The sequence below is a fragment of the Streptomyces sp. NPDC054872 genome, assembly GCF_053610705.1.
In genome coordinates this window covers 204,628-227,318 of the sequence record NZ_JBSGYY010000013.1, presented here as the reverse complement: position 1 = coordinate 227,318, position 22,691 = coordinate 204,628, and the positions used below count along the sequence as shown (strand labels likewise).

The following is a 22,691-nucleotide window of genomic DNA, read 5'->3' as shown; positions in this document are numbered from 1 at the left end:
GCTCTGCCTCCGGCAGCCGAATACTCGAATCCTCCGGATTCTCCTTTCGCGCGTCCCCGCGCGAATTGCCCACCTCCGGTGGGGAATTGAAAAGGACCTCCGGCCCGTTTCCAATTTTGCTGACCTCCGGTCAGTGAATTGGGCCCCCGGCCCAATTCTGAATGCGCCATATTCCCAGGGGTGTTGAGGGACCGTCAGTATTGAAGGCTGAGGAGTGGTGGGGGGTCAATGCCCTCCGGGCATTTGCTCGGGAATTCCATTCCCGACCACCGTAAAACCAAAATACACGGTTTCCGGGAGAAGAATACGAACTCCCGGAAACCCCATCGGTGTTGGCCCTCCGGGCCAACACCCGTCAGCCGCCCTCCGGGCGGACAGCCGGACCCAGCCCGACAGTTGCCCACCGGACACCTGAGAGGACGCCACAACGTCCCTCACGGGCCCCAGCGGCCCGAGCGCGGCGACCCCTCGACGCGCAACCACCAACCCCCACACCCGATCCCCGAGGCCGCCACGCCGACCGCACCCGCCCACCACCATCCAACGGACGCGGAAGCAGGGGCAGCAGAGGGGATGTCACACCCCCGACATCCTTCCGACGCGTACCTGAACCAGGGCGAGGTGTGGGGTGGGTGAGGCAGGGCAGCAGCGGGGAGCTCTGCCAAACCCCGTAGTGGCCTTTCACTCAAGGTGACCACCTGCCCCAATGCCCGTCTGTGGTCAGCAAGATCTCCGAGTGCAGCAACAGGGCTCTCGTGTACGTACCTTATGTCCGATGCGCGTCCGCCACCGCTGGCCCATGGGACACAGGCCGTGGCCGGATCGGTCCGCCCGTCCGTCGATGGAGGAAGGTCTGCACGGCGGGGCATGTTGCGTCGGCTCAGCCGGTCTTTGGTGGACTTCGGGGCCCGCCATCTCAGTTGCCCCTCGGCGTCGTGCCAGTACTGCTGGACCCACACCTGCCGCAACGTTTCGACCTGCGGGAGCATCTGTTGCGGTGGCGGGGCACCGTCGTCGAACACGGCCCTCAGCAACCAGATGCCGTCCCTGCCAACCTGCAGCGCATATTCCTCCAGCGCCACCTTGCCCTTGGGAAGACGATAGTAGAAGGCCGGTCGCCCGTAACGTTCTGCCCAACCCGGCAAAATCAACCGTGCCAGCCATTCCTTGTTCTCAAGGGCGAGTCACTCCAACGCGGCCCGCAGGGTCTCGGCGTCGAGCTCTATCCGGTTCGGCGTCCGCACTTTGCCCAGCACATGAGTCGAGTCCGTCCGGATCCGGCCACCGCGTCGCTTGCCCAGACCAGCCGCCACGAGGTGTTCCACCATCACGGCCAGCAGCCGGTCGGCTCGGTCCCCCTGGGCCATCCGGTCTCGGAACTCGCTGAGCACGGAGTAGTCGAACCCGGGATCGTCAAGATCCATTCCGAGGCAATACTTCCAGTCCAGTCGGCAGCGGGCCGCCTCAGCGGCCTGCCGGTCAGTCAGATTTTCCGCATACTGCAGCACCGACACCATCGCCAACCGTGCCGGCGACAGAGCCCGTCGCCCGTCGGCCGGGAACCAGTCGGCAAAATCCTCGTCCGTGAACAGCACGTCCAACCGGTCCCGCACCCACATCGCTGCTGCGCCCTGCGGATTGCTCGCCCGCGCCATCCGCACCGTCAACGCCGGAATCGACCGCCCCGAACTCACACTCATTGACATCGCGGTCACCCCTCCGACCGCCGGAACCGCCCTGCGCTACCAGCGCAGCACACCACACAACCGAGAGACAAGACCTCGCGCAGCTTCACACCGTCCGCCGAAGATCACCAACAGCATCCCGAATGTGAGACAGGGCCGTTAGTTTTACAGTCCCGAAGGGGGGCGTCCTCTCAGCCGCCGCCCGCCGTGTGCGTGAGAAGATCCTGCGCCCAGACTCACTCGCTCCGAGGGATCCGCATGTATGAGCAGGCTCTCGACGACGCGTCGAGTCATGAACTTGAGGAGATACCGCAGCCAGGGGATGAGCGCTTGGTCGAACACAATGGGTCCTACTACCAAGTGCGCCTAGCGGAGCTCACAGGTGACGTGCACTTTCCACCTGTCATGAATGGTCTGGACTACTTGGTCAGCGTGGTAGAGCACCTAGAGGGTGGAAGCGAACCAAGTGCAAGGGCCATGAAGTACGCCGTGCTGCACCTGGCTGCGGGCGCCGAAGTGCTTCTCAAGGCGCGTCTGCAGATAGTGCACTGGTCTCTGGTGTTCGCCAACCCCGGGGACGCTACGAGAGAAGCGCTCGAGAACGGAACGCTGAACAGCTGCACTCCGCAAGAGACGCGAAAGCGGCTGACCAACATAGCGGGTATCAAGTTCAGCAAGCGTGATGAGGCTGCTCTCTCCGACCTAGCTGAACGCCGCAACGCTCTGCAGCACTACGGCTTGGTTGGCGAGTACGCCAAAGCCGGCACCGTGGAGAGCACCACTGCCCAAGTACTGAACTTCCTCATCAGTTTCGTCGATGAGCACATTCTGGAGCACATCACAGATGAAGAAGAACGGCACCATGCGGAGATCGACATGGACCGGATCCGCGGAGGGGTCCGCACGATCCAGGGCTACGTGGCAGAGCGCATGAAGGACCTCGCTCCGGTCCTGGGGCCCGTCAGAGCGCGCACCCTCCGGTGCCCGCAGTGCCAGCAGTTCGCCCTCACTCCGACACTCGTCAGGGGCGTGCCGGAGTGGTGCCAGTCGGACGCAAGGTTCTCCACCATGTACTGCCACCTCTGTGTCCAGGGCTATGGCGCTCTGGGCCTCGCCCTGGGCTATGCCGTCCGCGTTCTCAACCGCGCCATTCCTGATGCCTCGTACGACGGTGACGCCCCGGACCGGTGCCCCGTCTGCACGATGAGCAGCCTGGTTCGAGGAGCCTCGACAGCTGCCACTCCGGAGACACCCATCGACTTCTGCTTCCATTGCGCAGATGTGATCGATGGGCTGCAAGAGTGCCAACGCTGCGGCTCTATCTACACCAGCGAGCAGGGTCATCGATGCCGACGCCGTAGCTGAATGCCTCGCGCATGTGGACGACGTCCTCATGGTGGCGACGGGGTCCTGATGAGGGCTGAGGGGGCGTCGCACCGCACCGTAGCTGGGAGAAGGCCGCGCCCCAGCCTCGATCCGCAACTGGACCGCACGGGACATGGACACTGCCCTGTACTGGCTAGATCACCCCACCAACACCACAACCAGCACATACGAACACTCAACAAACATGATCACCACGCGGAGAAACTGACCACACCAGACCAACACTCACTCCACCTGACAAAGCGCCAGCTCAGCACACAGCCCAAGCCGTTCCCTCCCTCACCGAGCCGTAGCAACCGGGGCATGAAGCGCTACCACCACCAGGCACCAAACTGATCAGCCCAGGCCAACCCACGAACTTCTGATCAGAAAAACCGCCCCTGTACAACGCTCTGCGGAAGCTGGGCGTGGCGTAGGTGTGACCGCGGCGGGACGGTGTGTCCGCTTCAAGGGGCGGTGCCGTTTGCGTCGTTGCCAGATTTCGCTATCGGTCCCACAGCGGCTGAGTGGCCCACTCAGCGTCGAAAACCTGCTTCGTCCCCTGCAGCTTGTCGAGGCTGCCGTCCAGGAAGCCCGCCTTGAGCAGCGGGTGGTTCTTGCCGTAACGCGCCAAATCGCGCTGAAGCCAGGTGGCGGGTACCTCCTGGTAGGCGCCCATGAGCTCGGCGCGGCGAATGAAGGCAGGACGAGCCGGGCGGTGGCCGACACTGCGCGCGGTGATGAGGCGCAAGTACTCGAAGCGCTCCCAGGTGCCGGTGTAACTGGTGTCGCTCAGCGCGAGGTGGCCGGTGAAGATGACGCTGAGTTGCTCACGGAGACGCTCTCCGTGATCAGCCACGCAGAGGGTGGCTTCAGGACCGAGCAGCGCCGACGCAGGCAGGACCTCCTCGTTGGACGTTTTCTCAGCCTGCGGCTCGGTGAGGATGCGGGCCAGGGTCGGCCAGCGTTCGGCAGCAAGCGCGGCGATGCCTGCCACGTAGATCACCATCGTCGCGGGGGCGCGCACGAGGTTCAGCAATCCGGCGGTTCCGCTCTCGTACACGGGGACGGCGAGTTGGTCGATGTCGCGGATCCACCATCGGTCGGTCTCTTCACTGCCCCAGTAGGCGACGGTGGCAATCAGGGCGAGGAGCTGTTCCACCTCGGCTTCTAGGATCCGCAGCCGACGCCCGTGTTCAGCCTCGACGTTGGCGGCATCCCACGGCCCGTCTGTACGGATCGGAAGGGTGGCAATGCGGGTGAATTCCCTGCGGAGGGTGTCATGGAGGGAGATGGCCTGTTGGTTGCCGGCCAGGGCGCGCTTGGCGGAGGCCACGGCGATCGCGGTGCTAGCGGGGTGCTGGCGGTCGGTCTCGGCGAGGGCGTCGGCGGCGTCGGCGAGTTGCCCGAAGAAGGTATCGGCGTCAGCCGGCAGGTATGTGGCGGAGCGAAGGGTTGCCAGATCTTGGGCCTGGTCGGCCAAGGGGCGGGGGTCGGCCCAGTAGGTGGTGAATGTGCGGGTGGCGCTCCGGGCAATGGCGTTGCGCAGGGCGGGGTCCCACTTGGCGGACCACCCCGCGATAGCTAGCCCGTAGTCGGCGAAGACCCGGTCCAGGAGAGCGTCGATCTGCGGGGTGTAGTGGTCGAGTTCCTCGGGCGTGTTGAGCATGCTCGTGGCGTTGAGATAGTCGCCGTGAAGGTGCATCACCAGGCAGTTCAGCGTGTGCAGCGGGGCAAGGCCGGCGGCGTCGTCGGGGTGGGCCACCACGGTGGGCTCGATGCCCGCCTCGCGCAACGCGGTCTCGATCAGTCGGTCGAAGTTGGTGGTCAGCACGACGCGTACGAGTCCGGCGGCTACGAGCCGGGCGATGGCATGGTGAGCGGCGGTGGGCTTCTTGCGACCCTCCTCCCGCTCCTGCTCATCAGGCTCGAAATAGGAGCGCAGCAGCGCCTGCCGCTCAAACGCCGTGGTGGTGAGGGCATCCAGGAGGCCGTCGTAGGTGGCGGGCTGTCCGTACCGTTGCTGGTACCAGGCGTGCGGATCACCGATCTCGGCGGCACCCTCGGCGACGGCCAGGCGCTCGATCAGGTTCTGCTGGACGTCCCAGGCGTGCGGGATACCTGAGGGCACCGAGGCACCGGCCCCGAGCAACACGGCATACGCGCCAGGAGTGGCACGCAGTGCGAACGCCAGGGTCACATGCGGTTCCATCTCCAAAACGGCCTCCAGCCACGACAGCATGACGGGCGTCGACCTTCGGGTGAGGCCGCCTGCCCACCTCCACTTTACGTCATCATGACGAAAAGTGGAGATGCTCCGAGACCCACGGCCGCGGCGCGAGTAGCCACTGTCACAAGTACCGCGGGCCAGAACGGTCAGTGAGATCAATGTGCTCCACGAAGCCGTCGCGCAGGTACTCGTGGACCGCCTGCTCAGGAACACGGAAGGATCGGCCAACCCGGATCGCGGGGAGGTGACCGCTGTGGACCAGCCGGTAGACCGTCATCTTGGAGACACGCATTACGGAGGCGACCTCCGCGACAGTCAGGAAAACCACTTCACCGAGCGGGCGCGGATCCCGGGTGGCTCCGCTCCGGTGCTGGGCAGGCACCGGGCCTGCCCGGTGCGCATCAGGGCGCGAGGTCGGCACAGAGGAGACCTCATCGTTCTCCGCCATCCCGTCGAGCAGCCGCTGCTTGCTCCGGTCCAGCCTCGCCTGATCGACAGTCACAGCAGCTTCGACCTGGTGCAGCAGGTTACCGATCACAGTGTCGACGAAGTCGTTGCGGTCGCTGTCCGTCATGCCCGCTCCCCCTCTCCTTCTCGTGTCGTGCCCGTCTCAACGGAGTTCGTGACAACGGGTCCCGTGTCAAGCAGCCCGGGCAACGCCACACGCAGCGCATCCTTCGCCTTCGCCACGTGCTTGCGGACTCCCCCCGGCTGAAGGTCCAGCAACTCTGCGATGTACGGCACGGACTGCTGCTCGAAGAAATAGAGCAAGGCCACCTGTCTACGCCTGGGCGGAAGTCCGCGGATCACCTGCAAGCAGCAGTCCAAGTCGCCCCGAGCAATAACGACATCCGCCGGATCGGGTGCGACACGGCCATACAGCCGTTCCAAGCCAGGCTGCAGACGTTTCCCGACGATCTCCCGTCGCAAGCTGTCGATCCACTTGTTGCGGCACACGCTGCGCAACCAGTTGCGGCGCTCCTCCGAATCCAAGGGAGCGAGAGATTCCCACTGCTGTACGGCAGCAATGAACGTCTGCTGCACGAAATCCTCGGCCTCGTCCTCATCACAGCCGGTCCGAACCATGGCGTAGCGGGTCAGTCCGTCCGCCTCTCGCTCCCATAGCGCGGATACCCCTTCTCGCTGTTGCGTCACACCGGTTTCCCCCTGATTCGATTCTGATGGAGCGCCGACATACACCTGCATCGCAGGCCCCCCTCTCCCCCGCTCCTGAACCACCACCGTGCCGTCCGGAGCGTCATGCACCAAGGCGATCAGAGTGACCCTGCGCTGCCATTCCGCCAGGAACGCGGAGGCACCCGCAAGGGCGGCAAGTAGACACAACGTCAGCCAGAACCCAGCCTGGTCAACTACCGTTTCCACCCAGCCAGTTCCGTGCACGAGAAGAGTGTTCACACCATGAAGTCGAACGATCAGCGCAAAGCGCTGCCTCCACACACCAAGATTCTTAAATTGGATCCACAAAGCGCAGCGCTGAGCATCTGACCCGCGGCTCCGTCCGGCACCAAGGCGCGGGTAAGTCCGCGCAGCAGGTAGCCGAGGCCATCACGCAGGCGGCTGCGGGTGACAGGAGTTCGCCGACTCCCCGTGATTGCGCCGCGCACCTGGGGCCGTGGCCGCTTCCGCGTGCCCGGCAGTTCAGACGGCCCGGGTGACGGGCGCGGCCTCGAGTCGTTCCAGGCGCTCGTAGAGGGCTCGGACGAGGCGGGCCCGGTTCTGGACGCAGCGCACAGTGCCCTCCAGCGTCGCGGACAGCCGGCCTTCCGCCTCTTTGAGGACGACGTCGGCGAGCGCCTTGGGTCCGCTGTCCTTCGGCAGCTGGTCGGCGCGGCGGCGGACATGGGAGGCGACCGCGCGGGCGTGGCCGGTGAGTTGGAGGGCGATCTGCTCGTAGTCGCGGGTCGTGAGCGTGTCCTCGCCGGTCCACGCGAGGACGGCCTTGACGAGGCTCTCGTACGGTTCACGATCGAGTGGGAGCCCGGCTTCGATCAGGCCGTCAGGGTCGTACAGAACCGTGTGCGTGCTGGTGTGTATGGCGGGCCTCGCTACCGGGGCTTCTTCGCGCGGGTGGCCGGCGGTCACCGCTGGGTGTCCTCGCCGCCGTCGGCCCCGCCGTCCTGTTCCTCGCTGTGCCGACCGAGGAGCCGGGCGAAGCCGCGGTCCGCGCGGGCCAGCAGGGCCGGGGAGGGAACGCCGTAGGTAGGCGGCTGGAGGCCGCGGCCCTCCGAGGCCGGGGCGGTGGACTCGGTGTGTGCGCATGGGGCTCCGCCTCTCCGGCTGGTGGTCTGTGGGTGCCGTCGACGCTACGCAGCTGGGGACAGCGTTCTCAACGAAGTTGCGGACGTAATCAAGATCTCTGTGCGCCTGCCTGCGGCCCAATCTCCCTCCCACGCGCAGAGGAACCCCAGGGTGGGGAGTTCGGCGCTGTGCGGGTGCGTGAGTGCGCTCCTGGCGGGTGTGGAGCTTGATCGGCCAGTGGGATCACGCGGGCGACGACGCCTGCGTAGCCATCTCCTCGAGCCGGGCAAGAGTGAGATTGAGGTTGCCCTCGGTGGCAGCAACGTGATCCGCATCCTGTTCGGGAGCAGGGTTGCGGCGCTGCTGCGGCGGTTGCGCCGGGTTGGGCAGACCATTCTGGCCGGCCCCCCTGAGACGCTGGCGGATGGCGGCGGCCCTCTCCTTGACCTTGGCCGATGTCCGGTCCTCGTCACTGAAGCGGCCACGGTCGTGGTCGTCGTCCAGCGGGGTGGCGCGGCAGGGCAGGCAGTCGTCAGCTTCGCGGGACGGGTGCTGCGGGCAAGGGTCCTGCGCCCGGCGAAGCTGCGGCTCAGGCAGATCCCGAAGATCGCGACGGTAGATGACTTCTGGGCAGCGGATCTTCGTCGTGTCGCACCGGGAGATCAGGAAGCGCCGCAACTCCGACAGCGTCCAGCCATCGGCCATAGCGGTCATCGCCAGCGGCGCCAGGGACCGGACGGTCTGTGGCCCGAGGCGGCCGGGGAGGTTCCGCATGAAGTCCGTGGCGGCCTTGCGCCGTGCAGCTGCCTGTTGTTCCTCCTGCGATACCTCCGCCGAGCCAGATGCGGCAGCCGCATCGCCTTCATTCTTGGTCGGCGACGCCGTCTCTCTCTCGGGTCCCCCGGCACCCGTCACGGACGGGGCACCTGTGACAGACAAGGAGAGAGAGTCTTTAAAAACAGTCTCTTCCTTATAAAGAGCCCCCGCCTGACCGACCCCCGGTCGGAGGGGGGTCGGTCGACCGACCCCCGCCTGACCGACCCCCGGAAAAGCTGGGGCCGGTCGCGAAACGGCATTTCCCCTGGTCGGACCGACACCGGGATTCCTGGGGGTCGGTCGCGCACCGCTCGGTGAGGCTGCGCTCGCAGGGCCAATCTTGCGGGGATCCAGGTTCTCCGGCTCGATACGGATCGCCTTCACATTCCCGCCCGCCAAAATCGCGTCGGCCATCTCCGCGACATCCTCGGCGGTGAACCTGTGGGAATCGACGCTGAACGTCGTGTACCAGGAACCACCCCGCTTGATCACGGGCTTGCCCGCCTCATCGAGTACCTGCTCCCCCGCCTCGTCGAGCACGGGCTCGCTGGTGGCGCGCTGAACCTTGAACTTCACGACGAACGCCTCGCTCACGAGCGCACGCATCGCCTTGGACAGCGAAGTCTCACCCTCGGCATAGTCGCCGCACAGCGACTCCACGGTGACGTCCTCGCCGTCCTTGGCACGGATCAGACGGGTGAGCAGACCGACCGCCAGGAGCGAGGGCAGCTTGTCGATCGCATCGTTCTCGACAGCGGCGAACCGCTGAGGCTTCGAGGGGCGCTTCTGCATCACGCCACCGCCTGAGCGGCTCGAATGCGGACCGAAGCGAGGCCAATAGCCTGACGCGTGATGACCGAGAAGATGCGCATGTCCGGAAAGGGGACGCGCTGAGCCGCGGATGTGACAGAACGAGCGGAAGAATCTCTGCCCACACAGCGCGGGGTGGGCAGGCCCGTGGCCACGATGAGACAGCCAGACGAAGCTCAAGGCGGCCTGCTCCGGCCAGCCGGCGAGCATCGAGGACTCGGAGCGGCATCGGCACCATCATCCGCACGTTCCAGTGGCCCTGCCTCAAGAGTCCGCCAAGCCTGCAAATTCAGAGGGCACGTGGAGAGGTCAGTTCACGGAAGCGAAGGTCGAGGAGTCGCTAATCCGCTTCCCAGAGAAGAGCTGAGTGGGCATCAATACTGTGCCAAGCTCGATCCATGGTGTGCGATCTCAAACACGAAGCAGGACTTGCTGGCCATGCGGTTCGTCCCGGGAAGCGATGTGCGCGTAGCCATTCGGGACGCATCAAGGCCCTCAGGCTCGCCCACGCAGGGGACCGGTTCGGCAACCCAGCACGTCCTCTGCGCAGTAGAACGCGCGCACAGCACGTGGCTCCCGGCCCGCGCTGCGGGGCGGCCAGTCCTTCGGTGGGGATGACAACACGGGCAATGGCGGCACGAGTCCCACGCACTGAGGCGGCCGCACTCCGCCGCGGATAACGTGCAGACCGAAGGTCGCGCCACACTCCGTGCCCTAGGAGAAGAAGGCCCTCTTCTTCACAAGGAAGAAGAGGCGTCAGCATTCAAATCCCGGTTACCCACGGCACCTGACCTGCGCAAACTTCCGGAGCCCCGCTCGGACGCCGGTACCTACGTCGGTACCTACGCCGGTACCCACGTCGGTATCAACGCCGGTACCCACGTCGGTACTCGTACCTCCCTGGGAGGTGTCCACGCCGGTCGCCCCGAAGGGCGACCGGCCCGCGCGCCGCATCGCGCCCAGCACAGCCGTGGCGGTGGGCCAACCGACGGAGCGGCCATCGGTCCAGCGCCAGGCGCTCACCCCCAGGTCAGACCGGTGACCAACGCGGAACCAAAGTAGCGGCCAGCGACCACCTCGATGGCTTGGCAGGGAAGGTCATCTCCGTGCTTGAACATGTTGACCACGCACGTCTGCACCGGATGCGTCGGCCCACCCGACCGGGCCCCGGTATCCGCCTCCAACGGCCGGGACTGCGGTGTGGCCAAAGCGAAGCAGGCCAGCACGGTGCGCTCATCCTCGTACCAGTAGTGGTCCAGGATCGCGGGGTTGCTGAAGTCGAGGCACTGGAAGGTGACGGCAATGTCCTGCTGCCCGTAGGGGGCGTCACGCAGTGCGGGCACCACATCGTCGAGGGTCTCGCCGCGAGCCAGGAGCACCGCCCGCTCGACCGATACGCCCCACGGCGGCGGCTCACTGTCCGGACCGTCATCAGCAGGCCCGTCCACAGAGACGAGTTCCGTCCCGATCTCGGGTGGTTCGAACCGAGCGCACCCCAGGACACTGCCCCATCCAAGACCTGCGTTGACACACAGCGTGCCGGCGAACACCGCCCACGGCGTGCGCACCAACTGCTCCCGGCCAAGGTCCACCACCAGGCGCTCGAACTCCTCCAGCGGGAGCAAGACTGGTGTGGCAGGTGCGATGAAGGTGTCGATCCAGATCCCCATGAGTTGGTTCTACCTATGCTCCGAAGCTACGTCATCCCGAGATCAGTGCAGGCAGTGGCACTCAGTCACGCGCACAGCGACCCACGGGCGCCTGGCGCGGTCTACGGAGGCCGGGGCTTACGCGCAGGTGGCCGGAGGTGGTGGAATGCGGAGCGTGCCCCATACATCCGTACCGAGCGCCTCTTCACCACGTTCAGCAGGGCGCCTGCCGGTTCGGCAGGAACGGGTTCTGCAGGCCATCCGGGAATCGATCCGTACGCGTGGATACCCGCCGTCCATGCAGGAGATCGGAGCGGCTGTAGGTCTCACGAGCACCTCCTCTGTCGCCTATCACCTGGACGTGCTGTGCAAGCAGGGGTGGCTGCGGACAGTCCCGAACAAGGCGCGTGCCTACGTGCCGGCTGACCTGGTGCACGAGCCCGACGTGCCCGTACCTGCGGCGGCCCTGGCACGCGTCCCGCTCGTCGTCGTCTCGTCTGACGGGGCCCCGGCCTCCGGCCATCAGGTTCTGGAGGTCCTTGTTCTGCCCCGCCTGCTCGTCGGGGACGGGGAGCTGTTCGCGGTCGCCGTGGCCGACAGTTCGATGGAAGCGGCCAGCGTCCTGGACGGTGATCTGGTGGTGGTCCGGCGACAAGGACCGATGGAGAGCAATGACCTCGTGGCCGTCGTGCTGGACGGCAAGGCCACAGTGCGCCGCTTCAAGCGAGACGGCGCCAACGCGCAACTGCTGACCGGGAACGGCAGCTCACCCATCTGGTGCGACGAATCCGCTCTCCTCGGAAGGGTCGTGACCGTCCTGCGCTGCCTATGACGTGCCCCTGCCGCGCATCAACCGCTGTCGGTGGCAGACCAACCCGACGGGCGTTGGACGGCTGGAGTGGCGGCCACCGGGTGAAGGTTCCCCATGAGGCCAGCCGCCTTGCGGCGATCCAGCAGACGGCCCTCGCACATGCAGGGGCCATCTGCCTGATCGCGCTGGCCACTTACAGTCGGCTCTGAACCCACACGACGATCAGACTGACCGCTCCGGAACCGACTCCGTAGGCGGCTCCGTGCAGTGTCTGGCCATAGAGTGTCCGCCCATTCCGGGCTATCCATTGGTGAAGGCAGGCGCCCAATCGGCCAAGCCGCCTGGGCTTGGGCCAAGGGTCCTTGTTAGGCTCTTCCAAAATGGCATCTCCAGCTTCTACTTCGAAGTGATTGTTGGGGCGCCGCGCAGGGAGCTCACCCGACTCGGTTCCTAGGCCAGTCATCGGGTACGGGCTCCCTTTGCGTTGTAGGTGAGGGTAGCCGCAGGGGCATACAACGCGATGTCCACGCACGGGCAGGACACCCTTGGAGTGCGGCTACTCAGGGGCTTCTGACGTCCTGTCATGCAACCCAAGGCCACCCGGCGCCACCTATCACCACTGAGGTCGGCCCTCAGTGGTTGCATGGACATTGCAGAGTGAAATGCGCCACATTCCGTGCGAAATGCCGATGCACTCCTTTCCGCCTGACTTGGCGCCTCTGCTGCGAAGACCGTAGGGCACTACCTCGAGTGATCGTTCTCGATGGCTGGTTTGACGCCACTACGCAGGTCGTGGCGTTGAAATCCTCAGGAAGACACGGGAATTCGCGGGAATTGACTAACTAGGAGTGAACTAGGAGGAACGGTCTGATAGGCGGCGCTCGCGAGTTCGGCTGAATCCTGGCGGTCAGCGCCGTCGTTTGCTCGCTTCGGGCGCTGGAGGACCGAGCAAGGGTTGCAAGGCGCGCCCGTCGTTCTCCTCTTGAGGGCGCAGCTTGCAAGCGGCGGATACCGCGCTCTTCTCCAGGTGACGTCGCCTCACGGGCGCAGGTAACACAGGGCAGCACTGCCCCGGATCGGTAAGCGGGTGCGCTGCCCCCGCATCCGGTTACCCAGGTGTGCTCCGCCCTGGTGAATCTGCGATTACCCGGTTCTGACCTGGACTTTTGCCGTGATTGGGCAAGCAGTCAGGTAAGGGGCGATGGCGATGGTTCACGGCAGTTGATCCGAAAGGAGCCTGCCGTGAACACCTCGCACCTCGACACCAACGTGATCGATCGCCTGAACGCCGAATGGCGCTGGCTGTGTGACCGCACCGCCCCCGCCGCCCAGGTGCGCGGCTGGCTGATCGAGGCGGGCGTCCTCGACGAGGACGCCCCGCACCGCTTGGACAAGCTCCACGACCATCTGCAGCAGCACTCGCAGGAACAGGGACGGCACTTCAGCGATCTCTGGCTGACCGTCCTCCTCGAGCGGGCCGTCGGCGAGGGCGAGCAGGCGCAGTTGGCGGCGCGGGTGGTGGTGCAGGCGATGCTGCCCGGCGCGGTGCGGATGACGCAGCGGTGCCTGCGGGACGGCGAGGCGTTCGCCGACGTGGCCCAGCTGGTCATCGCGTCGCTGTATCAGGTGGTGCGGCGCTTCCCTATCGTTCGGCGCCGCCGGCAGCTGGCCCGGAATCTGCGCCTGGAGCTGTGGCACGTGGTCTCGCGTGAGTTGGCGCGGGAGTTCGCTCCCAGTGGCGAGGAGTTGCCCGGCGCGAGCGACCCGGTGGCCGGCGACGTCGCGGACCCGGTGGCGCAGGCCGAGGTCGTGCTGTTGGCCAGCGCTGCCCAGGCGGTCGGCCTGCACAGTGCGGGCGAACCGGTCGAGGAGCTCACCGGTGCACGGGGCGAGCTGGTCGAGCTCCTGGTCTGGGCCCTGGCAGAAAAGGTCCTCACCACCGATGCCGTGTCCGCGATTACCGATCACTACCGCACCGCAGGCGCGGTCAGTGACGCAGCGGCAGCCCGCGCGGCGGGAGTAAGTGCGGCGGCCATCCGGCAAAAGCGCAGGCGCGCCGTCGTGCAACTGCGCACCGCAGCCCCGATGTGGGCGGCCGCCGCGTGAGCCGGGGCGAGGTCTTTCAAAGTTTCTTCGCTCCGGCTGTCACATCCACCCCGAGCCGCCTCCCCTTCCCGTCATGTGCGGGCGTGCTGCCTGCGCGCGGCGGGCTGGGAGGAGCGAGGTGGTACGCGATGAGTGAGGAGCCAGGCGGCGTGGAGCTGCAGGCGGATGAGAAGCGGCTGGTGGAGATCAAGCGGCGGGCGATGCTGGTTGCTGCTGCGTTGGTGAGGGAGCCGTTCGCCGAGCGGACGGTGGAGGCCCTTCGGGCGTATGTGGACGAGGACGCGGACGAGGGCCAGGAGTTGGCGGATCGTCTGCGCGCGCTGCCCGAGAGCGTGCTGCGGGCCCGTATCAGCGAGCTGCAGTCCCGCGCGGCGGACCTGTACATCGGTGAGATGCGCGGGGGCAAGACGCCGCTGCGGGCGCTGGACGCCGCAGGCGCGTATGCGGGCGATGGCGAGCGGGGGGCGGGGGCGTGAGGGCGTCCTGGCGCAAGGCGCCCGCCCTGGCCGAGGACCGGTATGAGGACCAGGTGCCCGAGGAGTTCGCGGCGGAGACCGCGGCCGGGTGGGCCACCGTGTCCAGTGGCGCGGCCGCGAACCTGACCGCGCTGCTGCGGTGGGCGGCCTGGGCGCTGCTGCTCGCGGGACCGGCCCTTGGTCTGTATGCGTTGGCGCAGCCCCCGGCCGCGGTGGGTGCACCCCAGCCGCGGGCTACGGCACCGGCGGTGGTGCGCGACGCGGCGGGTCCGTCGGGGTTCGCCGAGCTGTACGTCGCCGCGTATGTGAGGGCCGGGGAGGGCAGCGAGGCCTCGCTGCAGCCGTACTTCCCGGGCGTGCGCGACGTCGTCCTGGACGCCAAGCCTGATCTGCAGCGCGCGGAGCGGCTGGCGACGGTGCAGGTGGAGGAAGCCTCCAGCGGCTATTGGTCGGTGACCGTGGCCGCACGCGTGACCGGCGCCAAGGGACCGGCCAAGAAGGAGGGTTCGACCGGCACGGACTCGGCGCAGACGGCGGGTGAGGTGCTGCGGTACTTCCAGGTCGCGGTGAAGTCGGCTGGTTCCGGCGGCGGGTATGCCGCCACTGCGCTGCCGGCCGAGGTCGCCGCCCCCACTCCGGGCGAGGCGCCGGAGCTCGGTTACGGACACCCGGTGCCCGCGGACGAGGACGAGCCCGCCACCGACGCCGTTGGTGACTTCCTGGCCGCCTACCTCAGCGGCACGGGCGAGCTTGACCGCTACCTGTCGCCCGGCACCGACCTCAACGCCGTCTCCCCCGCCCCGTACAGCGAAATCAAGGTCACTCAGCTCGCTGAACTCGGCGGGGAGTTCCGCCCCGGTGCGGCCGCCACCGAGGGCACGCGGCGTCAGCTGCTCGTCGACCTGGAGGCCACCGACCACGCCGGACAGACCCGGCCGCTGACGTACGCGCTCGCACTCACCGCCCGTGATGGGCGTTGGGAGATCTCCGCGCTCGATACCGCGCCCGCCCTGGGCGCCCAGTCGAAGGGACACAAGTAATGCACAACATCGTGATCGCCGCCGGGGTGCTCGGTGACGTCAAGGACATCGGCACCGACGTCAAGGGCCTTCTGGTCAATGTGGCTCCGCCGATCGCGGGGGCGCTGTTCGTTCTCTACGTCTGGGGGCAGACCAAGTCGCCGCTCAAGGCGTTGGTGGCGGCAGTGATGGCCGGGGCCATCTGGTGGGGCATCGCCAACATGGAGACCTTGCGCGACAAGACCGGCGAAGACCTCGACCGTTCCAGCCCCGTTCTGGTCGTGCCCGTGCAGGAGCGGCTGTGAGCACGACGGAGGCGGCCTTTAGCGCCGAGGTGGAGGACGCGCTGATCGGGCGGTGCTACACCAAGGCGCGGCGGCATCCGCTGGTGGTCGGCACGCTCCCGGGCGGCGGTCGGCTGTGGGGTGGCCCGTACACGATTCCACAGCTGGTTGTCGCAGCCGTCTCGTTCGCACTGCTGCTGTTGTTCCGTCCGGTGTGGGCGCACTTCGGGTCCGTGCTGAACGTCCTGATCGCCGTCGGGGTGCCGCTGGGGTTGGCGTTCGCGGTGCGGCGGGTCAGTGTCGATGGACGCAATCCGCTGGCGGTGGCCGGCAGTGTGCTGAGCGTGCTGGGTGCCCCGGCCGAGGGGCGTCTGGGCGGGCGCCCGGTCAAGGCCCTGACCCGCCGGACATCGGTCCGTGGTGGCTGCACCCTCACTCTGCGCCCGTCCCACGCCCCGGCCGCCGCTCTTGCAGGTCCGGTCACGGTTCCGGTGGTGGAGCGCGCGCCTGTCCGGCGTGCCCGCTCGCAGTCTCCGCTCCCGGCCAACGGCCTCAACATCTCCCGACCGCAGGCGCCGCGCCGCGGCCCGGCATCGGCTGCACCGGTGTCCGGCACGGCTGCTCCAGTGCGGGTGCGCTCGGGGGTCCAAGCGCGGCTGGCCGCGCACGCCAACGCATCGATCAACAAGAAGTAGGGACGGGGAAGCGTCATGCGGGTTCCGGTACGGCACATGTCCGGCAACGTCATCTGGACGGTGCACGGCAGCGTGTGGGCGATCTGGCGGGTGGAGGGCTCGGCGCACGCCAATGCCTCACGGCGCGCGAAGAAGGCGCGCCTGGGCAGCCTGGAGTCGCTGGTCAAGCAGCTTGAGGGCGAGTCGATGCTGCTGTCGCTGTGCCCGCAGGTCAACCCCGCCTCCGTGGTGGAGAAGATGACGGCCGGGGTGAACCTGGCCGCCTCCGAGCGCTACACCGCGCTGGCCCACCGGGTGCTGGACCAGTTGGAGCAGCTGGAGCTGACCGCGCGCACCGACTGGCTCGCAGTGAAGCTGCCCACCTCCCGCCGCCAGGCGGTATCGGACGCTGTGCGGGCGGCGAAGGCGGAACTGGCCTGGCAGCTGGGCCTGCTTCCCGCTCCGGTCTCCGCCGGCGAGGAGCTGGAGCGCCTGGTGCAGGCCGCCGATATGGCCGCGACCTGGCCCTCCGGTGTGCGGATGCGCCCGGCCAGCGAGGCCGAGATCATGTGGATCTACGGGCACAGTGCGCGCCGCGGCGTCATCGAGCCGCTGCTGCCCGAAGGCCCCGCAGCTCAGGCAACCCGCGGTCGGGGACGCTCGGCTGCGGCGCTGGGTCAGGTGATCCTCGCCGAGGGCGGGATCAGCCGCCAGCCCTCCACAGCGAAGAGCGGGCGCGGCAAGACCAGTCGGGCGCCGTCGTTCGAGCGGCGCTGGCTGGAGTCGACGACCGAGTGGGGCACCTCCTACCAAGCGCTGCTGGGCCTATCCCAGATGCCCGAGTCCTTCATCTTCCCCGGCAGCGAGTACCTGGCCGACGTCGACCAGTTCCCCTACCCGGTGGACTGGGTGGTGCGCCTGGCCGTGGAGGGCGGGGCGAGCGCCGAGGCCAAGTCGCGGCGCCAGGCCCGTGAACTGGCCAACCAGTACAGCGAATACGAGGCCGAGACGGCAGGCCCGCCCGCGACTGTGGACAAGGCCGCCAGCGGGATGGATGAGTACCGCGAGCGGCTGACCTCCTCGGCCTCCGAGGTCGAGGTGCGGGCCATGGTCACGCTGTGCGTGTGGGGCGACAGCCCCGCCGAGGCCGAGCGGCGCGCCACGGAGCTGCGCGGCCACTTCGGCGGCAACGAGTACGTCTTTGACCGGCCCCGCGGCGAGATGGAAAACCTCTGGTACGGGATGCTGCCCGGCGCCCGCACCCCCCGCGTGATGACCCAGTACGCCCAGTACCTCCTCGCCCGGGACTTCGCGATGTCCGGCCCGTTCTCCGGCAGCGGCCTGGGCGACGACAGCGGCCCGCTGTACGGGCTGCAGCTGGCCGGCGGCGGCATGCGCCCCGTGCTGATCGACTTTGCGCGAGCGCCGCGGGAGAACGCCTCCGCCTCGGCCGCGTACTGCGGGGAGCTCGGCGCGGGCAAGTCCGTCGCGTTGAAGGCGGCGGTGTACGCGATCCTGGCCGCCGGGCGCCGTAAGGGTGTGCGGGGCAGCCGCGGTCGCGCGGTCATCGTGGACCGCACGCCGAAGCAGGAATGGGTGAAGTTCGCCCGCTCCTGCCCCGGCGAGACCCAGGTCATCACCATCGACAACACCGCCTCCGTCTCCCTCGACCCGTTGCGGATCTTCGACAACCCCCAGGAGGCGCAGCGCTTCACCGAGTCCTTCCTGACGCTGCTGCTGGGGATGTCGCCGATGAGCGATGAGGGCATCGCCCTGTCGGAGGCGATCTCCTCGGTGCTCGCCGCGCCGCGGGCCTCGATGCGGGTCCTGGCCGAGGAACTGGCCACCCGCGGCGCGGAGGACCCGGCGTCCAAGACGATGGCCCGCCGGCTGGGCGCGGTGGCCCGCAAGGACCTGGGCCGGGCCCTGTTCGACGAGACGCTGCCCGTCGTCCGCACCTCCGAGGCCGACTCCGTGGTGTTCTCCGTCGCCTCCCTCACGCTCCCCAAGAAGCGCGAACTGGAAGGCTCGCGCCTGGACCGCCTCGAGTTCGAGAAGACCTTCGGCCGCGCCGCGATGTATCTGATCGCCGCGCTCTGCCGGAAGATCGCCTTCCAGCGCGACGAGGAGTTCACGGCGGTCGTGTGGGATGAGTGCTGGTGGCTCACCTCCTCCCCCGAGGGCTGCGAGCTGCTGCTGGAAGTCGTCCGCGATGGCCGCAAGCACAACTCGGCGGCGCTGGTGGGCAGTCACGACCCTAACGACATCGGGCCCCAGGACAGTGAGATCGGCCAGGTCATCCTCGGGCTGATCCCCCGCAAGTTCCTCTTTAGGCACACCGACCGCGAGCTCGCCCGCCGTGGCCTTCGCTTCTTGGGCTGCGACCCGCACGACGAGGACCTGCTGACCGTGGTCACCACGGGCCTGTCCCCCATCAACGTCGACGACCAGGAGAAGGCCGCGCGGGCGGGCGAGTGCCTACACCGCGATCTCAACGGGCGCGTTGGTGGCATGCAGATCCTCATCCCCGCCGACACGGCGGCCGCGACGGCCATCCACTCCCAGCCCCTGGCCGCCGTATGAACGCCATTGACGTCGTCGGCACCCGAGCACGCGCCCTGGGGCAGCGTGTGGGATCGGGGACCAGGAAGTGGTCCAGCCCGCGGCGTGCCTTCGCGGCGGGGGCGGGGCTGTTGCTGCTCGCCACGCTCCTGTCGCTGCTGCTGGCCGGCAGCGCGGGAGCAGCTCCCGAGCCGCCGCCCGCCCCCTCGCCGTCCCAGTACGAGCCGGGCCTGGAGCCAACAGCCCCCGGCCTGCTGCCGCCCGAGGAGCGCCGCGAGGAGCCTGCGGTCCCCTACGCCCCGGACGGGGATGAGGACGCGCAGGAGGAGAAGGCCGAGGAAGACAAGGCGGAGGAGAAGGCGCGGAAGCGGGCGACCTTTCTCGCCGACTGGAACAAGCGGATCGCCCAGTACAAGGCCGACCGTCGTAACGGCGGCGTGCTGTCCGCGTTCGAGGTCACCGATCAGTACGGCAACCCGGTCTCTGCCTACCGGATCTACTCCGACACCGGCAGCTGGAAAGACTGGGACCTCAAGATCGAAGCCTTCCTGGTCGAGATTCTCTTCCTCGGCACGAAGTGGCTCGTCAGCTTCGCGTGCTTCCTCATCGCCTGGTCGCTCAGCTTCAAGCTCGCCGGTCTGCTGCTGAAACCGGCGCTGATCGTCTCCGATGCGCTGTACTCCAACGTCGTCGTGCAGATCGGACTGCCCGGCCTGTGCCTGACCTACGCCGGGCTCGTCGCCGGATGGCACCTGATGTTCGGTCAGCGGGCCCGCGGCTGGGGCGAAGCAGCCGCCGCCCTGGTGATCTCCGCGCTCGCCGTGACCACCCTGGCCGCCCCGCCGCAGATGCTGCTGTCCGAGCAGGACGGCGCCGTGGCCACCACCCGAGTCCTGGCCGTCGAGGTCGCCGCCCTGGTCCTGGACAACCAGGATCTCAAGACGAACGACAAGGCCACCACCCTCAACAACTCCGGCAAGAACGGCAACGGGTGGGAGACCGACGAGTCCCACCAGCTGTCGCGGCCCATCACCGACGCGCTCGCCGACGCGTTCGTCGTGCGCCCCGCGATGCTCCTGTCCTATGGCCAGACGTTCGAAGGCGCCTGCGGCAAGAAGTTCCAGGAGTCGCGCATCGAGCAGGCCGTCGTGGACCAGTACGTGGACGAACTCCTCGACCTGCCCGAGGACAAGATGCGGGAGAAGATCCCGTGGGTCGGCGGCGCCATCGGCAGCATCGTGGAGGGCACCACGGAGGTGCCCGACAAGGTCATCAAGGAGAAGGTGCAGGCCAAGGGGCCGGTCGCGAAGTTCGAGAAGGCCTGCGTCAAGGGCGACGCCACCGCCTCGCTGAAGAAGGCGTCGATGGACAAGGTGGGCGGCGCCTTCTTCATGCTCCTCGCCGCCTTTCTCACCTGCCTGTTCATCACCGTCGTCGACGGCAGCTTCCTCTACGCCCAGTTCTGCATCGCCAAAGAGGCGATGATCGCCAAGGTCGCGCTCGTCATCGGAGTCCTGCCCGGCCCGGGGCGCTCGTGGCTGTGGTCCAGAGCCACATCGATCGCCCGCTCACTGGCCCTGATGGTCGTCACGGTCCTCGCCCTGAGCGTGCTGATCGTCATCATCACCGCCATCATCAACGCGCCCGAGAAGGACCTGCCGGGCGGCGTCACCATCCGGTTCATCGTCATCGACCTGGTGTGCGTCAGCGCGTTCGTCTACCGCAAGCGCCTGGCCAGGGCGACTGAGAGCGCGGCCCTGCGCGCCCGATCGCGCCTGAACCGCAGTGTCTTCGGCGGCAGCGAGCCCTCAGAACTCGGTCAGCAGGCCCCGCGGCGCAGCATCGGCCGCAAGCTGCTGGTCGGCGGGATGATGCTCGGCGCGCTGGCCGCCAGCGGCGGCGCGGCCGGCGCCTCCTTCGGCCACGCACGCGGCTCCACCGCGCTGGCCGCCCGCCTCGCCCGCGGCTCGGGACGCATGATCGGCGGCACCGCGAAAGCAGCAGCCCACACCACCAAAGCGGCCGCAAAGGGCGGCCTCGCGGTGACCAAGCTCGGGCTGAAGTCCACGCTGGGCCTGCCGGTCTACGGGCCACGTGCCGCACGCCGCACCAGTGCGGCCGCGGCCGCAATCCCCGGACAGGTCACCGGCGGAGTCCAGCAGCTCGGCCAGCGCCTGGCCCAGGTCCACCAGCAATACACCCCGCCCGTACAGAACTTCGGCAAGGAGTACTGGCACAACCTGCGCTCCGCCGGACGCATCGCCACCGGACGGCGCCCGCTCGGCCGCTACACCCCCGCCCCACCCGGCTCCCCGGCTCCCGCCGCTGGCGGACCCGGCAGGCGCCGGCCACCCGCTCCCGCCCGCCCGGCACGTCCGCCGCGCCCGGCTCCGGTGGCCGCCCGCCCTGCCCGGCCCACTCCAGCAGCCGCCCCGGCTGCGCAGCCTGCCGCACCACGCCGTCCCGTTCCCCCGCGCGTCCCCCAGCCCCCGGCCAGCCCGGCCCAGGCCGCGCTGCAACGGCGCCTGCACCGCGCCCGGCAAGGGGCCCCGCGGCCTCGCCCGGTGTTGCCGCCCGCGCCGCCCCGGCGCCGGAGGAATCCGTGACCGGCGCCAAGAAGGCGGCAGCCTGGGGCTGTGGGCTGCCGTTGGCCCTGATGGCCTCCGTCCTCGGTCTGTGCATTCTGTTCGTCGCCGCGGTCGCCGGCGGCGCCGCTGAACACGAAGACGAGGCAGGCGGCGGCGCCCCGGCAGGAGGGCAGGGGGTGCCCGCGAAGGTGGCAGGCGTGGACCCGGTGATGCTCGCCGCCTACAGCTCCGCCGCCGAACGCATCCGCAGCGTGCGCCCCAAGTGCTCCGGGGTTCGATGGTCGGTCATCGCCGGAATCGGGAAAGTCGAGTCCAACCACGCCGGCGGCCGCAAGGTCGCCGCGAGCGGATCGATCACGCCCCGCATCATCGGCGTCCGCCTCGATGGCAGCGGAGCCGGCGGCAACACCACCGCATTCACCGACACCGACGGCGGCGCCTGGGACGGCGACACCAGCTATGACCGTGCGGTGGGGCCCATGCAGTTCCTGCCCTCCACCTGGAAAGGCGCCTCCGGCCAAGACGGCAACAACGACGGCGACAAGAACCCGCACAACGCCTTCGACGCCGCGCTGGGCACCGCCGCCCACCTGTGCGGGAGCGGCAAGAAGAACCTCGGCGACGAAGGCCAGCTGCGCAGGTCGATCCTGCGCTACAACAACGCCGGCTGGTACGCCGACAAGGTCCTCGGTTTCATCCACCAGTACGACCAGCTCGCCCCCTCCACCGACAACAGCGCGGTCGGCGGCCGAGCAGGCGACGTCGTCCAGGCCGCCCTCGCCCAGCAAGGCGAGCCCTACGTCTGGGGCGGCGGAAGCACCAGCGGCCCCACCAAGGGCGGCTTCGACTGCTCAGGACTGCTGATGTACGCCTTCTACAAAGGCGCCCACATCACCCTCCCACGCACCTCACAGGCCATGCGCGGCCTTGAAAGTAAACGCCCCGTCTCTCGCAGCAACGTGAGGGCTGGCGACATCATCGTCATCAACAACGACGGCAACTGGGGCCACGTAGGGCTCGCCATCGGAGGCGGGAGGATGGTCCACGCCCCCAGGCCAGGCAAGAGCGTTGAGACCGTCCCTCTCAGCGACTGGACCCGCTACGACTGGGCAATTCGCCGTGTTCTGTGACAGATCGCACCGCTGTTTCACGGAAGGACAGAAAACCACGCGGCGCGATGTCACATCCGCGGCCGCACGGCTCCCCTTTTTCCAGTGATGCCCAGCTGCGCACACAGACACGTCACGGAGGCGGACGACATGATGTACGACCCCGGAGCCAGCATTCCTCCAGTGGCACTTTCCCCAGACGCCGCTGCGGGACTGCGGCCCTTCGCCGGACAGCCGGCCGGTGGGAG

At 68.0% G+C, this 22,691-nt stretch carries 17 protein-coding genes; 10 read left to right on the top strand and 7 right to left on the bottom strand.

The features are described 5' to 3' along the window. Positions 1 to 1,184: 1,184 nt before the first annotated feature. Positions 1,185 to 1,700 carry a transposase gene (locus ACWGIH_RS18665; RefSeq protein ID WP_453691673.1) on the bottom strand — a complete coding sequence of 172 codons (516 nt, stop codon included), beginning with the start codon at positions 1,698 to 1,700 and terminating at the stop codon, positions 1,185 to 1,187. Positions 1,701 to 1,943: 243 nt separating this feature from the next. Here ACWGIH_RS18665 and ACWGIH_RS18660 point away from each other — a divergent pair, with 243 nt between their 5' ends. Continuing rightward, a complete protein-coding gene (locus ACWGIH_RS18660) occupies positions 1,944 to 3,050 on the top strand; it encodes a hypothetical protein (RefSeq protein WP_453451772.1) in 1,107 nt (368 codons plus the stop codon). Between the two features lie 505 nt (positions 3,051 to 3,555). On the opposite strand, the gene ACWGIH_RS18655 is transcribed toward ACWGIH_RS18660, so the two are convergent. From ACWGIH_RS18655 to ACWGIH_RS18630, 6 genes are all read right to left on the bottom strand, one after another. After that, positions 3,556 to 5,292, bottom strand: coding sequence for an SIR2 family protein (locus ACWGIH_RS18655; RefSeq protein ID WP_453451771.1), 1,737 nt, complete (start codon positions 5,290 to 5,292; stop codon positions 3,556 to 3,558). 109 nt (positions 5,293 to 5,401) lie between these two features. Then, positions 5,402 to 5,662 (bottom strand): helix-turn-helix domain-containing protein, encoded by a 261-nt coding sequence (locus ACWGIH_RS18650; protein WP_453451776.1) that lies wholly within the window; start codon positions 5,660 to 5,662, stop codon positions 5,402 to 5,404. Between the two features lie 188 nt (positions 5,663 to 5,850). After that, a complete protein-coding gene (locus tag ACWGIH_RS18645; protein ID WP_453451770.1) occupies positions 5,851 to 6,696 on the bottom strand; it encodes an RNA polymerase sigma factor in 846 nt (281 codons plus the stop codon). Between the two features lie 243 nt (positions 6,697 to 6,939). Next, a complete protein-coding gene (locus ACWGIH_RS18640; RefSeq protein WP_453451775.1) occupies positions 6,940 to 7,335 on the bottom strand; it encodes a DUF6415 family natural product biosynthesis protein in 396 nt (131 codons plus the stop codon). 447 nt (positions 7,336 to 7,782) lie between these two features. After that, the gene (locus ACWGIH_RS18635; RefSeq protein WP_453451769.1) at positions 7,783 to 9,150 is read right to left on the bottom strand and encodes a hypothetical protein; all 1,368 of its coding nucleotides are present in this window, start codon (positions 9,148 to 9,150) and stop codon (positions 7,783 to 7,785) included. A gap of 1,034 nt (positions 9,151 to 10,184) precedes the next feature. Beyond that, a complete protein-coding gene (locus tag ACWGIH_RS18630; protein WP_453451768.1) occupies positions 10,185 to 10,835 on the bottom strand; it encodes a hypothetical protein in 651 nt (216 codons plus the stop codon). 145 nt (positions 10,836 to 10,980) lie between these two features. Here ACWGIH_RS18630 and lexA point away from each other — a divergent pair, with 145 nt between their 5' ends. The 9 genes from lexA to ACWGIH_RS18585 all read left to right on the top strand — a co-directional run bounded on the left by lexA (position 10,981) and on the right by ACWGIH_RS18585 (position 22,464). Next, positions 10,981 to 11,646, top strand: coding sequence for a transcriptional repressor LexA (lexA, locus tag ACWGIH_RS18625; protein WP_453451767.1), 666 nt, complete (start codon positions 10,981 to 10,983; stop codon positions 11,644 to 11,646). A 1,221-nt stretch (positions 11,647 to 12,867) separates the two neighbouring features. Further along, positions 12,868 to 13,731 (top strand): hypothetical protein, encoded by an 864-nt coding sequence (locus tag ACWGIH_RS18620; RefSeq protein ID WP_453451766.1) that lies wholly within the window; start codon positions 12,868 to 12,870, stop codon positions 13,729 to 13,731. A gap of 128 nt (positions 13,732 to 13,859) precedes the next feature. After that, positions 13,860 to 14,207 carry a hypothetical protein gene (locus tag ACWGIH_RS18615; RefSeq protein WP_453451765.1) on the top strand — a complete coding sequence of 116 codons (348 nt, stop codon included), beginning with the start codon at positions 13,860 to 13,862 and terminating at the stop codon, positions 14,205 to 14,207. Further along, entirely contained in the window at positions 14,204 to 15,247 is a 1,044-nt protein-coding gene (locus tag ACWGIH_RS18610) for a conjugal transfer protein (protein WP_453451764.1), read from the top strand. The genes ACWGIH_RS18615 and ACWGIH_RS18610 overlap by 4 nt, the downstream gene beginning before the upstream one ends. Next, complete coding sequence (locus ACWGIH_RS18605; protein WP_453451763.1) at positions 15,247 to 15,531, top strand: hypothetical protein; 285 nt, start codon at positions 15,247 to 15,249, stop codon at positions 15,529 to 15,531. Before ACWGIH_RS18610 ends, ACWGIH_RS18605 begins: the two co-directional genes overlap by 1 nt. After that, positions 15,528 to 16,205: a hypothetical protein gene (locus tag ACWGIH_RS18600; protein ID WP_453451762.1), complete on the top strand. Its 678-nt coding sequence runs from the start codon at positions 15,528 to 15,530 to the stop codon at positions 16,203 to 16,205. The genes ACWGIH_RS18605 and ACWGIH_RS18600 overlap by 4 nt, the downstream gene beginning before the upstream one ends. Before the next feature lie 36 nt (positions 16,206 to 16,241). Next, entirely contained in the window at positions 16,242 to 18,767 is a 2,526-nt protein-coding gene (locus ACWGIH_RS18595) for an ATP-binding protein (RefSeq protein WP_453510483.1), read from the top strand. Then, positions 18,764 to 21,352, top strand: coding sequence for a hypothetical protein (locus tag ACWGIH_RS18590; protein ID WP_453451760.1), 2,589 nt, complete (start codon positions 18,764 to 18,766; stop codon positions 21,350 to 21,352). The genes ACWGIH_RS18595 and ACWGIH_RS18590 overlap by 4 nt, the downstream gene beginning before the upstream one ends. Then, complete coding sequence (locus ACWGIH_RS18585; RefSeq protein WP_453451759.1) at positions 21,349 to 22,464, top strand: C40 family peptidase; 1,116 nt, start codon at positions 21,349 to 21,351, stop codon at positions 22,462 to 22,464. Before ACWGIH_RS18590 ends, ACWGIH_RS18585 begins: the two co-directional genes overlap by 4 nt. Positions 22,465 to 22,691: the final 227 nt, after the last annotated feature.